Here is a 12,914-nt window from a genome sequence, read left to right as displayed (position 1 = left end):
CGGGGCGAGAAGGGCGTGGGGCTAGCGGCCCTCGGCGGCGTGCGCGGCGAGCATCTCGCGCGCGAGGTCGCGGCTCGCGGCGCCGGTGTCGCCGGAGAGCATGCGCGCGACCTCGGCCACGCGCTCCTCGCCGGAGATCTCGGTGAGCGTGGTCTCGGGGACGTCGCCCGCACCGTCGTGCTTCTCGACCAGATAGTGCCGCTCGGCCGCCACGGCCACCTGCGCGAGGTGCGTGACCACGATGACCTGGTGCGTCGCCGCCAGCCGCGCCAGCGTGCCCGCCAGCGCCACGGCCGTGGCGCCGCCCACGCCGGCGTCCACCTCGTCGAAGACCAGCGTCTCGCACGCGTCCGCGGCGCCCAGCACCACCTTGACCGCGAGCATCACGCGGCTGACCTCGCCGCCCGAGGCGATCCGGCGCAGCGGGCGCGCCGTGAGCCCGGCGCCCGGGCGGTAGAGGAACTCGACGCGGCTCGCCCCGCGGCGCGACCACTCGGCGCGCGGCGCCCGCTCGAGCGCAACCTCAAGGCCCGCGCTGCCCATCTCGAGAAGCGCCATCTGCTCGCCCACCGCCGCGGCGAAGCGCGGCGCGGCCTCGCGGCGCACGGCGTCGAGGGCGTCCGCGGCGGCGGCGAGCGCGGCCTCGCGGCGCCCGAGCTCCTCGGCGGCCCGGCGCTCCCGCTCCCCGCCGTCCCCCGCCGCGGCCACGACCTCGCGGGCCTCCGCGCGTCGACGGAACACGTCCTCCATGCGCGGACCGAAGGAGCGGCGCAGCCCCTCGAGCGCCGAGAGGCGCGTCTGCAGCCGCTCGAGCTCCTCGGGGTCGAAGTCCACCTCGTCCGCGTAGTCGCGCAGCTCGGAGGCGACGTCCTCGACGTCGATCAGCGAGCTCTCGAGCGCGCTCGCCCAGCCGGCGAGCGCCTCGTCGTAGCGCGCGGCCCCCTCGAGCTCGCGCACGGCACGCCCGAGGGCGTCGAGCGCCCCGTCGTCGCCGGAGAGCAGCTCGCGCGCGCCGGCCGCGGCAGCGAGAAGGGCCTCGCCGTGCTCGACGCGCGGCAGCTGGGCCTCGAGCTCCTCGAGCTCGCCCTCGCGCGGGTCGACCTCGTCGATGCGCCGCAGCGCGAACGCGGCCTCGTCGAGCCGCTCGGCGCTCGCCCTGCCCGTCTCCCTCACGCGCTCCAGCTCCGCGGCGGCCTCCGCGGCGGCGTCGAGGGCCTCTCGGTACGCGGCGAGGGCCTCGGCCGCGGGGGCGCCCGCCCAGGCGTCGAGCAGCTCGGCGTGCGTCGCGACGGAGAGCAGGCGCTGGTGCTCGTGCTGGCCGCAGAGGTCAACCGTCGCCCCCACGCGCTCCGCGAGCTCGCGGACGCTCGCCAGGTGGCCGGAGACCTCCACGCGGCCGCGGCCGTCCGCGCCCACGCGCCGGCGCACCACGGTGCCGTCCTCGTCGTCGCCGGGCAGGAAAAGGCGCCCCTCGACCTCGAGCGAGGGGGCGCCCTCGCGGACCATGCCCGCGTCGGCGCGCTCTCCCACCAGCAGCTTGATCGAGGACAGCAGGGCCGTCTTGCCCGCGCCCGTCTCGCCCGTGAGGACGGTGAGGCCGGTCGCCGGCTCTATGGTGGCGTCGCGGATGAGCGCGACGTCGCGGACGCGCAGCTCGTCGATCATCGCACGGCCCGCCCGTTATTCTCGCCCGGCGAGATCACTTGCCCACCTGCCCGTAGAAGACGCGGGAGACGGAGTCGTAGAAGCTCTGCGTGCTGCGGTCGAGCAGGACGAGGTCGCCGGGGCCGCGCCGCACGCTCGCGCGGACGCCTGTGCCGCCGCGACCGTCGCGGATCGGCTGGCCGTCGGCGAAGAAGTGGCGCATGGCCGGGCGCTCGGGGCTCATCTCGATCTCCACGACGTCGGAGGGCGAGGTGAGGAAGGCGCGCGCCATGATCGTGTGCGGCGCGATGGGAACGCAGACCATGCCCGTGAACTCGGGCGTGACGATGGGGCCGCCGGCAGCGAGCGCGTAGCCCGTGGAGCCGGTGGCCGTGGAGACCACGAAGCCGTCGCCGCGCAGGCGGTCGATGTGCTTGCCGGAGACGGAGACGTCGAACTCGACCATGTCACCGGCGCCGCCGCGGGAGAGCGCGAAGTCGTTCAGGGCGAAGCTGTGGGTGACGCAGGTCGACCCGTCCTCGCAGACGAACTCGCACTCCACGTCGAGCGTGGCGCGGCGGGAGACGTGCAGCTCGCCCGCCAGGGCGTCGCGCACGGTGGCGAGCAGGTCCTCGGGGCCGGCGGCGGTGAGGAAGCCCAGGTGGCCGTAGGAGATGCCGAGGACGGGCACGCCGGCGTAGCCCACGATGCGGGCGGCGCGCAAGAGGGTGCCGTCGCCGCCGAGCGAGACCACGAGGTCGCAGTCGTCGGCGGTCTCGCGGGCGTCGGGGAAGAGCTTCTTGTCGCGGGCCCAGGCGACCTCGACGCCCTCGCCGTCGAGCCAGCCCTCCAGGCGACGCGCGCTCTCGACGGCGTCCTCGCGGGCGTAGTTGGGGACGATGAGGACCTTCACGGGTGCCGGCCTTTCTCTCGGGTTCCGTGCCCAGTATACCCCGCCGCCGGGGCCGGCGCGCTAGGCGGGCAGGTCGCCGCAGAGGAGGTACTCGACGTTGCCCTTGTGGCCGGTGATGGGGCTCTCGCAGCTCCCGCGCACGACGAGACCGGCGTCCTCGAAGGCCGTGCGCACCCGCTCCAGCGCCGCCGCGCGCACGCGCCCCTCGCGCACGACGCCGCCCTCCCCCACGTCCTCGCGCGCGGCCTCGAACTGCGGCTTGACGAGCGTGAGAAAGGTCCCGCCCGGGCGCAGCAGCTCGAGCACCGCCGGCAGCACCGTGATCACGGACGTGAAGGAGACGTCGCAGACGGCCAGGTCGACGACTGACGCGCCGAGAAGGGCAGGCACCGCCGTGACGTTGGTGCGCTCGAGCAGCCGGACGCGCGGGTCGCCGCGCAGCTCCCAGGAGAACTGCGCGTAGCCCACGTCGACGGCCACCACGGAGGCAGCGCCGCGCTTGAGCAGGCAGTCGGTGAAGCCTCCCGTGGAGCACCCCACGTCGAGGCAGTCGAGGCCCCGCGGGTCCACGCCGAATGCGTCGAGGCCGCGCTCGAGCTTGAGGCCGCCGCGGCTCACGTAGGCCGCGCGGCCGCGCACGTGCAGGGGGATGCCGGGGGCGACCTGCTCCCCGGGGGAGGTGAGGCGTCGGTCGGTGGTGGAGACGTCGCCCGCCATGACGGCGCGCAGGGCCTCGTCGGCAGACGAGAAGAACCCCTGCTCGACGAGCTCGGCGTCGAGCCGGCGGCGACGCGGCATGGTGCCTACTGCCCGTCCGCGGCGGGCTCGGGCTCGGCGTCGGCCCCGGCAGCGGGCTCGTCGCCCTTCTCGGCGGCCTCGCCGGCGTCGGCCAGGCGCGCCTCCTCCTCGGGCGAGAAGTCCGTGGCGTCCACGAGGCTCACGGCCTTGGAGCCGAGCGCGATCGCCTCGTCAAAGAGGTCGAGCGAGCGCTCGAGCGAGACGTCCTTGTCGCGCACCTGGGAGACGAGCTCGTCCAGGCGGTCGTTGATCTGGCCGAAGCTCTGGTACTGGGAGACGTCCACGCGGGCCATGGCCTACGCCTCCCCGTCGTCCGCGGCGGTCTGCTCGCGCGTGGCGGCGACCACGTCGACGCCGGCCTCAAGGTCGTCGGCGACGCGGCCGAGGATGCCGTTCACGAAGCGCGACGACTCGTCGGTCCCGTAGGCCTTGGCGAGCTCGACGCACTCGTCGATGGTCACGGCGACGTCGACCTCGTCCACGTAGAGCATCTCGTAGAGCGCGAGGCGCAGGAGGTTGCGGTCCACCGCGTTCATGCGCGCGACCGACCAGCCCCTGGAGCGCGCCGCGATGACGGCGTCGAGCTCGGGGCGGCGCTCGTCGGCGCCGAGGGCGAGACGACGCGCATAGTCGTCGAGCGGGCCCTGCGACAGGGCGTACTCGCCGTCCAGGACGTCGAGGACCGCGCGCGCGTTGGCCTCGGCCTGGAACATCAGCTGCAGGGCCTGGCTGCGGGCGAGCGTGCGCCCGCCGAAGTGAGTGCTCAAGTGGGACTACTCCTTGGGGAAGACGAGGCTGTCGATGCAGACGTCGACGGCGGACACCGGCACGCCGATCTGCTCGGTCACGGCGCGGGCGACCTCGGTGCGGACGTCCGCGGCGAGCTTGGTGAACGGGTAGCCGTAGAAGACGGCCAGGTGGACCGTGACGTGGAGGCTGTCGTCCTCGACGACGGACTCGACGGCCTTCTCGGGGGCGACGGTGCGGCTCGTGAAGACGCTGATCAGGCTCGAGGCGATGTCGTTGCCGCCGACCGAGGCCACGCCCTCCACGCGACGCGCCGCAATCCCGACGATCGTGGAGACGACATCCTTGGAGATGCCGATGCCAGAGACGAAGAGCTCGCTTTCGGCCATGGAGGACCCCCTTGCTCGATTCAAACGGTCACCTGCCTAGTATACCCGTTGTCCGACCGGAGCGCCGGACGCGTCGGCGAGAAGAACGGGGCCGCCCCAGGCTCCCCCGGGACGGCCCCGACGCATGGCGCTTCTCGCCTGCGGGCGACGTGCTAGACGCGACCGACGAACTTGCCGCCGTCGCGGGTGTCGACCTTGATCTTCTCGCCCACGTTGAGGTAGAGCGGGACCTGGATCACGGCGCCGGTCTCGACGGTGGCGGGCTTGGAGCCGCCCTGGACGGTGTCGCCCTTGAAGCCGGGGTCGGTCTCGGTGATCTCGACCTCGATGAACATCGGGGGCTCGACGCCCAGAAGCTCGGTGTCGGCGTAGAGGAGCTGGGCGTTGTCGTTCTCCTTGAACCACTTGGCGTTGTCGCCGATGAAGTCGGAGGGGAGCTCGACCTGCTCGTAGGTCTCGTTGTCCATGAAGTAGAACGTGGCGCCGTCGTTGTAGAGGTACTGCATCTCCTTGGTGATGAGCTGCACGTTCTCGAACTTGGTGCCGGCGTTGCAGGTCTGGTCGATCACGCGGCCGGTCTTGAGGTCGCGGATCTTGTAGCGGACGAAGGCACCGCCCTTGCCGGGCTTGACGTGCTGGAACTCAACGATCGTGTAGTACTTGTCGTTGATCTTGAGGCCCATGCCGTTCTTGAAGTCTGCGGTGCTGATGGTTGCCATGTTGCGCCTTTCCGGTTGTGCTCACATACGTGCGGTATTTTAGCACCGGGCGGGCGTCTGCGCGCAGATTCCATGATGCGGCGGACGAAGTCGGCGGGCGTGCCACGAATCCCGAGTGGCGCATGCAAAAGATCGAACCTTCGCATGCGCGCGGGGCAAAACGTGTCCGTTTGGACAGAAAACCCGAGCGGCGCATGGCGAGAAGAACGCGCGGCTCGGGATTCTTGGCACGCGACGGGCGGTGCTGGCAGACGCGGCGGCGCCTAGCCGCGGCGCGTGATGCGGCGCCAGATGCCCATGAGCCCGGCCCGGATCACGCCGAAGAAGGACGCCGAGCGCACGATCCTCTCGCCGCCGATGTGGTCGCGCACGGCGCGGAGCAGCTGGTGGTTGTTGCGCGCGGAGAAGGCGAAGACGCCGTTCTCCTTGGTGAAGACGGCGAAGCGCGGGATGACGCGTCCGCCGAAGAGCACCGACGCCTCCACGTGGTCGAACTGGTCCCAGGGGATCTGGATGTAGTCCTCGACGTTGCGCTCGTTGTAGAACTCGAGCGCCTTGTCCCCCACCATCATGGAGCCCGTCGTGGAGAGCCCCTTGAACATGGTGGCGGGGATGGTGAGGTCGACCGTGGTGTTCTGAGACTGGGCCATGCGCGCCCACTCCTTTCAGGCTGGAAAAGGGGCCGCGCCCCCGTCCGTCAGAGCGACGGGACGAGGGCGCGGCGCCGAGAAGAGCGACGGAGCCTAGAGAAGGCCGGCGAGGTGACCGAGGATACCAACGGCGAACATGCCGATGATGATGACGATCGGGGAGACCTTCTTCTTGAGCAGCCAGCAGCACAGCAGCGTCACGCACACGGCGGCGAGGCCGGGGATCAGCTGGTCGAGGTTGGCCTGGAGCGTGGTGACCTTCTCGACCTCGAGGCCGGTGGCGCCGAGCGAGGCGTACTGGGAGAGCGCGCTGTGGATCGCGTCCGCGACGCCCTGGCCGCCGCCGTTGGCGGTCTCGGCGATGGCGTTCCAGTCGATGTAGGCGCCCTCGGACTGCGTGACGGTGGAGACCGTCGGCGCGAAGGAGATGGAGACCCAGCGCTGGACGAGGCCGCCGATGACGAACATGCCGAGGATCGAGGCGCCCTCGGTGATCTTGCCCATCAGGCCGCCGCCGAGGTCCTTGGTGATGGAGGTGCCCAGCTGGTAGCCGAACTCCTGCGTGTACCACTCGAAGGCGAGGCGGATGACGTTCCAGAGCACGAAGAAGAGGATCGGGCCCATGATGTTGCCGCTCATCGCAAGGCCGGCGCCGAGGGCACCGAGCAGCGGGCGAAGGGTGAACCAGAAGACCGGGTCACCGACGCCGGCGAGCGGGCCCATCATGCCGACCTTGACGCCCTGGATGGCCGCGTCCTCGACGGGGGCGCCGTTGGCACGGTCCTCCTCGAGGGCGAGCGTGACGCCGATGACGGGGGACGAGACGTACGGGTGCGTGTTGTAGAACTCCATGTGACGCTTGAGCGCCGCGATCTGGTCATCCTTGTTGGGATAGAGCCTCTTGATGGCGGGGATCATCGAGAAGCACCAGCCGCCGTTCTGCATGCGCTCGTAGTTCCAGGAACCCTGCAGGTACTGGTGACGGAACCAAACCTTGAGACGGTCGCTCTTGGAGAGCGTGATCTTGTTCTCTGCCATGTTGTCTCCCCCTTCCTACTCGTAGTCGTCCAGGATGTCGCCCAGCGGGTCGCCCGAGCCGATGGCGCCGGCACCGGACTGGCCGATCTCCTTGAGGCCCAGGTAGATGAGGGCGAGGCAGACGCCGATGACGCCGAGGGCGATCAGCGTGAGCTGGGAGATGGCGGCGAGGCAGAAGCCCAGCGCGAAGAACGGCCAGACCTCCTTGGTGGCCATCATGTTGATGACCATGGCGTAGCCGACGGCCGCGACCATGCCGCCGCCGATCGTCATGCCCTCGTTGAGCCACGCGGGCATCATCTCGAGGACGTCCATGACGGCCTCGGACGGGATGAAGCACAGGGCCGCAGCCGGAATGGCGATGCGGATGCCCTGCAGGCAGATGGCGATGATGGACCAGAGGTCAATCGCGAAGAAGTCGCCGCGGGCGGCGGCGCCGTCCATGATGTGGACGATGGGGATGGCGATCGTGCGGACGATCATCGTGAGGAACAGGCCGGCCACGGAGAGCGGCACGGCGACGGCGATGGCCGTGGTGATGGCGGTGGCCTGGTCGGAGCCACCAATCATGGCGATGACCATGAGGATTGCGGAGGCAACCGAGGCGAGCGCCGCGTCGGGGGCGACGGCCGCGCCGACGTTTGCCCAGCCGAGGGCCATCATCTGGAGCGTGCCGCCCAGGATGATGCCCGCTTCGAAGTAGCCGCTCACCAGACCGATGAGCGTGCACGCAACCAGCGGCTGGTGGAACTGCCACTGGTCAAGGACGCCTTCCATGCCGGCGAGGAAGGCAACGATGACAATCAGGATGATTGAAAGTACCGACATGTTTCCCTCCTTACCTTTACGCCTGAGCGGCCAGCTCGGACTTGGCCTTCTTCATCATGTTCTCGAAGTTCTCCGGGGCGTCCGCGGGGACCTTGCGGACGTCGAAGGTGACGCCCTTGGCCTGGAGCTCCTCGAGGCACTCGACGTCGGCCTGGTCCATGGCGATCGCGTTGGTGACGACGACCTTGCCCACGGAGTGAGCCATCGAGCCGAGGTTGACGTTCTTGATGTCGACGCCGCCCTCGATGGCCTTGAGCACGTCCTGCGGGGTCTCGAAGAGCAGGAACGCCTTCGTGGCGCCGAAGCGCGGGTCCTTGGACACCTCAATCATCTTGGAGATCGGGATGACGTGAGCCTTGACTCCCGGAGGAGCGGCCTGGACGATCATCGTCTTGCGCAGCTCGTCGTGAGCGACGCCGTCGGAGACGACGATGATGCGGTCGGGGTTGATCTGCTTGGTCCACGAGGTGGCCACCTGGCCGTGCAGCAGACGCGTGTCGACGCGGCAGTGCGCGATCTTGATGTGGCCGTCACCGAGGACGGTGCCCTCCGGGATGGCGCCGGTGGGCGCGGCGGCGGGAGCCGCGGGGGCGGCAGCGGCCTCGGCCGGTGCGAGCTCCTCGGGCTTGACGCAGATGCCAGCCTTGGCCTCGGCGTAGATGGCCTTGGCGACGTCGGCTGCGGTCTCGGCGCCCATGCGCTCCCCGTAGGCGGAGACGAGCATCGGCAGGTTCAGGCCACCCACGGCCACCCAGTTCTCGTGCCCCTCCTCAGCGAGCAGCAGCGAGACCTGGTTCCAGGGTGTCCCGCCCTGAAGGTCGACGAGGAACAGGACCTGGTCCTGGTCCTCGAAGCCGGCAACGGCCTCGAGCAGCTTGGCGCGAAGGTCGTCCGGACCCATCTCGGGCATGAGCGTCACGGCCGCGACGTTCTCCTGGGGCCCGAAGATCATCTGTCCGGACATCTTGATGCCCTCGGCGAACGTGCCATGACTGGCAAGGACAATGCTAACCACCACTTACCTCCTTCTCTCATCCAAACTCGTGCCTCTACCCGTGCAACGGCGAGAGGAGTTCACAACTTCTCCCTCGTCGCTCCACATACCGTCCACATCTTAGCACTTTGCCTCTGGGCCGTCGGCAAAAAACGAGTGAATTTGGCACGGCCGCGAATGCGTCGCTCGGGTTTCTTGGTAGGCCTCTGAACTGGGGTTTATTGGATCACACGAGGTAAAACGGGATGTCCTTCTCGCCAAGAAATCCGAGCCGTGCATGATTGCCGCCGGGGCGTCCGGAAATCCGGGCGGTTCCGCGCATAAGCGAGCGGGGCGTCCGGGAATCGCGGGGCTTCCCCGCTCCCGAACGCCCCCGCCACGGGAACGTCCAGATTATTGGGACAAAAGGGCGGCCGGGCGCGGGAACGTCCCGGATTCCGGGACGCCCTCCGGCCCGACCGCGAGAAGGTCGGCGATTTTGGGACGGACCCCCGCCCGCAGGCGGGAACCCCAACGATTCCGGGACGCCGCCCGGCGAGAAGGACGTACGCCCCTACTTCCCCACCACCACGAGCTCGTGCGTGGAGCGCGTGAACGGCTCGTAGCCGTCGGCGGTCACGAGGCCGAAGTCCTCGAGGCGGATGCCGAAGCGCCCGGGCAGGTAGATGCCCGGTTCGATGGTGACCACGGAGCCCTCGGGCACCGGGCGGTCCCAGCGGCGGTTGAAGTTCGGGTTCTCGTGGATCTGGATGCCGACGCCGTGGCCGAGGCCGTGGCCGAAGTACTCGCCGTAGCCGGCCTCCTCGATCACGCGGGCGGCGACCTCGTGGACGTCGCGGCCGATCACGCCGGCGCGCACGGCGGCGGCGCTCTCCTCGTGGGCGCGGCGCACGACGTCGTAGACGCGGCGCTGCTCGTCGCTCGGCTCGCCCACGCTCACGGTGCGGGTCATGTCGGAGTGGTAGTCGTGGTACCCGGCGCCGTAGTCCATGACGATCAGGTCGCCGAGCTGCACCTGGCGCTCGCCGGGCTGCGCGTGCGGGTTCGCGCCGTTGGGGCCCGAGGCGATGATCGAGCCGAAGGAGAGCTCGTCGGCGCCGTGGGAGAGCATGTAGTTCTCCAGCTCCACGCGGATCTGCTGCTCGGTCACGCCCGGGCGAATCCAGCCGCAGATGTGCTCGAAGGCGGCGTCGGTGACCTCCTGCGCGCGTCTCATGAGCTCGACCTCCTCGGCGTCCTTGACCATGCGCAGGTCGCAGATGTCGCCGTGGAGGCGCGGGGTGAGGCACGCCACGCCGGCGCGGGACAGCTCGACGAGAAGGTCGTCGTAGAACGCGAGGTCGCACGTGTCCTCGACGGCCACCACGCGGGCGCGCTCGGCGGCCGCGCGGCGCGCCGCCCAGGCGGCCGGCGTGGTGACCTCCATGTCGAGGGCCCAGGCGCACTCGGAGCCCAGGCGCTCGACGAAGGTGTTGTAGTAGCGGGAGTCGGTGTGGAGCCAGAGCCCGCCGGCCGTCACCACGGCTGTGTGCGCGACCTCGTCGTCGAAGGTGCGCTCCGCGCCGGTGAGCCAGCGCAGGTCGGGGTTGTTGCGCAGGATCACCGCGTCGTAGCCGCGCTCCGCCATGAGCGCGCGCAGGCGCTCCACGCGCCCCATGCAAGCCGTCGCATCTGCCATATCGTGTCCTTTCTCGCGAGGTTTTGAGACGATGTCCGTCCGGGGGCCGACGCTAGTCGGTCGGGCGCGAGGCGCACCAGGCCGTGACGTGCTCCGTCAGCAGCTCCTCGGTCATGACCGCGAGCCGCACGCGCCCGAGCGAGCGCGGGACGGCCAGCATGAAGCGCCGCGTGCGGGCGTAGCGCTCGGCCCGGATCGCGCCGACGAGCTCGGCGGGGTCCACGGCGACGCGCGAGGTGCCCACGCCCAGGCGCTCGAGCACCTCGTCGATGGCGAGCATGTCGTCGATCGAGAGGGACTCCTGCACCACGCCCAGGCGGGCGGCGAAGCGCATGCCGTCCGCGAGCGCCTCGCCGGCGTCCACCGCACCCGGCGCGACCGAGGCCAGCGCCGTGGCGAACGTGGTGCCGAGCTCGAGCGACTGGCGCAGGGCGGCGGAGTTGGACGAGGATACCTTGCCGCGGCTCTTGAGGATGTCCGCGAGCTGGGAGGCGAGGGCCTTCCGGTCGCCTGCGGCGACCGCGTCGGCGTTGTCCCAGAGCCGGCCGAACGAGCGGTCGGACTCGCACAGCGCGGTCTGCACCATGAGCGCGAAGGCGAGCCGAAGCTCCCCGTCCGTCGCGTCGGCGAGAAGCACGTCGAGGTCGAGGGCCGTGTAGCGCGCCGTGCTGTCCTGCTCGAGCATGCGCTCGCGACCGTCGGCGTCGAGCGCGCGCGGCGTGGTGGCGGCGAGGACCGCGGACGGCAGGTCGAGCGGCACCTCGGCGAGCTGGACGCCGCCGCACCAGGCGTCGCAGGCGAAGGAGGCGACGGAGAGCGTGCGGTAGCCGCCCACCGCGAGCACGATGTCGTCGCGCGTGACCCGGGCCTCGTCGAGCCGCCCGACGAAGGCGGCGACGGCGTCGAGGTCGCAGGCGGAGGCGTCGAGGGAGGCCGTGGCGACCTCGAAGCCCTCGGCACAGAGGTTGTCGTGGAGCGTGCGCACGACGTCCTCGAGCGCGCCCGGCTCGTGGACGAGCAGGCACAGGTGCGGCCGGCCCGCGGCGGACTTGAGCACGCGGGCGAACTCGGCGAGGATGCCCTCCCCCACCCTCAGGTCCATGGAGGCGCCGCGCATGACCACCCACTGGCGCGTGGTGCGCTGCGCGCTCGCGGCGACCGGCGCCGGGTCCTTCTCGGCCGCCTCCTCGGCCTCGGGCTCGCGGTCCTTCTCGGCAGTCGTCTCGTCGCTCATAGCAGGCCCTTCTCCCAGAGCAGCTGCCCCGACTCGAGGGCCACCTGCTCGAACGTCTTGTTGCGTATGTCGATCGTGAGGTCGGCGGCGCGCTCGTAGAGCGGGCGGCGCCGACGGTAGACCTCGGCCGCGTGCTCGGCCGTGCCGAGGTCGGGCCTGAGCTCGGGGCGGCGGATCTGCCGCAGCGAGTCCTCGAGGTCGCCGTCGAGGAACACCACGACGCCCATCTCGTGCATGAGCTCGCAGTTCTCGGGACGCTCCACGATGCCGCCGCCGCAGCTCACGAGCAGCGACTTGCGCTCGGAGAGCTTCCTCAGCTCGGCCGTCTCGGCCCGGCGGAAGCGGTCCTCCCCCTCGTCCTCGAAGATCTGCGCGACCGTGGCGCCCAGGGCGCGCTCCACGAGGCGGTCGGTGTCGACGTGGGGGCGGTGGAACAGTCCGCCGAGGTTGCGCGCGAGGGTGGACTTGCCGGCGCCGAGAAACCCAACGAAGAAGATGTGATCGCATCCCTCGTGGACGACGTATCTCGGATCCAACGGCACCTCTCTCCCCTTTCTCACTCGCATACCGAGAAGAGATTCTACTCGATACCGGGTGCCCGTGGGGCGCCCCCGTGTTCCTCCGGGAGGTGCGCTTCGCGGAACCTCCCTCCGGAACACGGGGGCGCGGCGCGCGACATCAGTAGGCCCGCCCGCGGAGTCCGGCGTTGCGGAGAGAAGTTCCGCGCAGCGCACTTCTCGGAGCAACGTCGGCGGAGCGGGCGGGCCGGGCAGGTCCTACTCGCCGTCGAAGGTGACGTTGTGGAGGGCGAGGCGCTCGAAGACGCGGAAGACGTGGGTGTACCAGAGGTCCTTGCGCGACTGCGGGCGCACGAGGATCGTCCTCACCCCGGCGAGGTTGCCGGCCGCGACGTCAGTGAAGACCTGGTCGCCGATCATGACGGTCTCCTCCCGCGAGGCGCCCATCAGCCGCATGGCGCGCACGAGCGCGAAGGGGGCGGGCTTCATGGCGTGATCGACCACCTCGACGCCCAGCTCGCGGGCCGTGCGGCCCACCTGGCTGGAGTGGAAGTTGTTGGAGACCAGGCACAGGCCCAGGCCGGCCTCGCGCGCGCGGTCGAGCCAGGCCAGGACCTCGGCCGGCGCGGACGTGGCGTCGCGCGGGACGCAGGTGTTGTCGCGGTCGAGCAGCACGAGGCGCACGCCGGACGAGACGAGCTCGTCGACGTCCACGAGCGGCAGGCTCGCCACGTAGCGCGTGGCGCGGAACAGTCCCATCCCCG

15 protein-coding genes are annotated in these 12,914 nt (G+C 70.5%); all 15 read right to left on the bottom strand.

Annotation, left to right across the window (positions count from 1 at the left end; all coding sequences use genetic code 11):
• Positions 1 to 21: 21 nt before the first annotated feature.
• The 15 genes from recN to INF26_RS03505 all read right to left on the bottom strand — a co-directional run bounded on the left by recN (position 22) and on the right by INF26_RS03505 (position 12,909).
• Positions 22 to 1,665, bottom strand: a complete 1,644-nt coding sequence (recN, locus tag INF26_RS03575; RefSeq protein ID WP_193529340.1) for a DNA repair protein RecN — start codon at positions 1,663 to 1,665, stop codon at positions 22 to 24.
• Between the two features lie 34 nt (positions 1,666 to 1,699).
• A complete protein-coding gene (locus INF26_RS03570) occupies positions 1,700 to 2,557 on the bottom strand; it encodes an NAD(+)/NADH kinase (protein ID WP_193529339.1) in 858 nt (285 codons plus the stop codon).
• Between the two features lie 60 nt (positions 2,558 to 2,617).
• Positions 2,618 to 3,355: a TlyA family RNA methyltransferase gene (locus tag INF26_RS03565; RefSeq protein ID WP_193529338.1), complete on the bottom strand. Its 738-nt coding sequence runs from the start codon at positions 3,353 to 3,355 to the stop codon at positions 2,618 to 2,620.
• 5 nt (positions 3,356 to 3,360) lie between these two features.
• Positions 3,361 to 3,648 carry an exodeoxyribonuclease VII small subunit gene (locus INF26_RS03560; protein ID WP_193529337.1) on the bottom strand — a complete coding sequence of 96 codons (288 nt, stop codon included), beginning with the start codon at positions 3,646 to 3,648 and terminating at the stop codon, positions 3,361 to 3,363.
• A gap of 3 nt (positions 3,649 to 3,651) precedes the next feature.
• The gene (gene nusB / locus INF26_RS03555; protein ID WP_193529336.1) at positions 3,652 to 4,122 is read right to left on the bottom strand and encodes a transcription antitermination factor NusB; all 471 of its coding nucleotides are present in this window, start codon (positions 4,120 to 4,122) and stop codon (positions 3,652 to 3,654) included.
• Between the two features lie 6 nt (positions 4,123 to 4,128).
• The gene (locus tag INF26_RS03550; RefSeq protein WP_193529335.1) at positions 4,129 to 4,491 is read right to left on the bottom strand and encodes an Asp23/Gls24 family envelope stress response protein; all 363 of its coding nucleotides are present in this window, start codon (positions 4,489 to 4,491) and stop codon (positions 4,129 to 4,131) included.
• 152 nt (positions 4,492 to 4,643) lie between these two features.
• Entirely contained in the window at positions 4,644 to 5,210 is a 567-nt protein-coding gene (gene efp / locus INF26_RS03545) for an elongation factor P (RefSeq protein ID WP_193529334.1), read from the bottom strand.
• Positions 5,211 to 5,473: 263 nt separating this feature from the next.
• Positions 5,474 to 5,860, bottom strand: coding sequence for a DUF956 family protein (locus tag INF26_RS03540; RefSeq protein WP_193529333.1), 387 nt, complete (start codon positions 5,858 to 5,860; stop codon positions 5,474 to 5,476).
• 93 nt (positions 5,861 to 5,953) lie between these two features.
• Positions 5,954 to 6,898, bottom strand: a complete 945-nt coding sequence (locus INF26_RS03535; RefSeq protein WP_193529332.1) for a PTS system mannose/fructose/sorbose family transporter subunit IID — start codon at positions 6,896 to 6,898, stop codon at positions 5,954 to 5,956.
• 15 nt (positions 6,899 to 6,913) lie between these two features.
• A complete protein-coding gene (locus tag INF26_RS03530) occupies positions 6,914 to 7,726 on the bottom strand; it encodes a PTS mannose/fructose/sorbose transporter subunit IIC (RefSeq protein WP_193529331.1) in 813 nt (270 codons plus the stop codon).
• 16 nt (positions 7,727 to 7,742) lie between these two features.
• Complete coding sequence (locus INF26_RS03525) at positions 7,743 to 8,741, bottom strand: PTS sugar transporter subunit IIB (protein WP_193529330.1); 999 nt, start codon at positions 8,739 to 8,741, stop codon at positions 7,743 to 7,745.
• A 532-nt stretch (positions 8,742 to 9,273) separates the two neighbouring features.
• Positions 9,274 to 10,398: a M24 family metallopeptidase gene (locus INF26_RS03520; protein WP_193529329.1), complete on the bottom strand. Its 1,125-nt coding sequence runs from the start codon at positions 10,396 to 10,398 to the stop codon at positions 9,274 to 9,276.
• A gap of 52 nt (positions 10,399 to 10,450) precedes the next feature.
• Positions 10,451 to 11,632: a 3-dehydroquinate synthase gene (locus INF26_RS03515; protein WP_193529328.1), complete on the bottom strand. Its 1,182-nt coding sequence runs from the start codon at positions 11,630 to 11,632 to the stop codon at positions 10,451 to 10,453.
• The gene (locus tag INF26_RS03510; RefSeq protein ID WP_226371820.1) at positions 11,629 to 12,168 is read right to left on the bottom strand and encodes a shikimate kinase; all 540 of its coding nucleotides are present in this window, start codon (positions 12,166 to 12,168) and stop codon (positions 11,629 to 11,631) included. Before INF26_RS03510 ends, INF26_RS03515 begins: the two co-directional genes overlap by 4 nt.
• Before the next feature lie 240 nt (positions 12,169 to 12,408).
• Positions 12,409 to 12,909: a YqeG family HAD IIIA-type phosphatase gene (locus INF26_RS03505; protein ID WP_193529326.1), complete on the bottom strand. Its 501-nt coding sequence runs from the start codon at positions 12,907 to 12,909 to the stop codon at positions 12,409 to 12,411.
• Positions 12,910 to 12,914 lie beyond the last annotated feature (5 nt).

The sequence above is a fragment of the Thermophilibacter gallinarum genome (assembly GCF_014982725.1).
In the GTDB taxonomy this organism is placed as follows: domain Bacteria; phylum Actinomycetota; class Coriobacteriia; order Coriobacteriales; family Atopobiaceae; genus Thermophilibacter; species Thermophilibacter gallinarum.
The sequence above is the reverse complement of the archived record's forward strand: the minus strand, read 5'-3'. Positions and strand labels throughout refer to the sequence as shown.

Coding starts and splice junctions, on each gene's coding strand:
- recN (WP_193529340.1), bottom strand. CDS start 1,665: ATGATCGACGAGCTGCGCGTCCGCGACGTCGCGCTCATCCGCGACGCC.
- INF26_RS03565 (WP_193529338.1), bottom strand. CDS start 3,355: ATGCCGCGTCGCCGCCGGCTCGACGCCGAGCTCGTCGAGCAGGGGTTC.
- INF26_RS03560 (WP_193529337.1), bottom strand. CDS start 3,648: ATGGCCCGCGTGGACGTCTCCCAGTACCAGAGCTTCGGCCAGATCAAC.
- INF26_RS03550 (WP_193529335.1), bottom strand. CDS start 4,491: ATGGCCGAAAGCGAGCTCTTCGTCTCTGGCATCGGCATCTCCAAGGAT.
- efp (WP_193529334.1), bottom strand. CDS start 5,210: ATGGCAACCATCAGCACCGCAGACTTCAAGAACGGCATGGGCCTCAAG.
- INF26_RS03540 (WP_193529333.1), bottom strand. CDS start 5,860: ATGGCCCAGTCTCAGAACACCACGGTCGACCTCACCATCCCCGCCACC.
- INF26_RS03535 (WP_193529332.1), bottom strand. CDS start 6,898: ATGGCAGAGAACAAGATCACGCTCTCCAAGAGCGACCGTCTCAAGGTT.
- INF26_RS03530 (WP_193529331.1), bottom strand. CDS start 7,726: ATGTCGGTACTTTCAATCATCCTGATTGTCATCGTTGCCTTCCTCGCC.
- INF26_RS03520 (WP_193529329.1), bottom strand. CDS start 10,398: ATGGCAGATGCGACGGCTTGCATGGGGCGCGTGGAGCGCCTGCGCGCG.
- INF26_RS03515 (WP_193529328.1), bottom strand. CDS start 11,632: ATGAGCGACGAGACGACTGCCGAGAAGGACCGCGAGCCCGAGGCCGAG.
- INF26_RS03505 (WP_193529326.1), bottom strand. CDS start 12,909: ATGGGACTGTTCCGCGCCACGCGCTACGTGGCGAGCCTGCCGCTCGTG.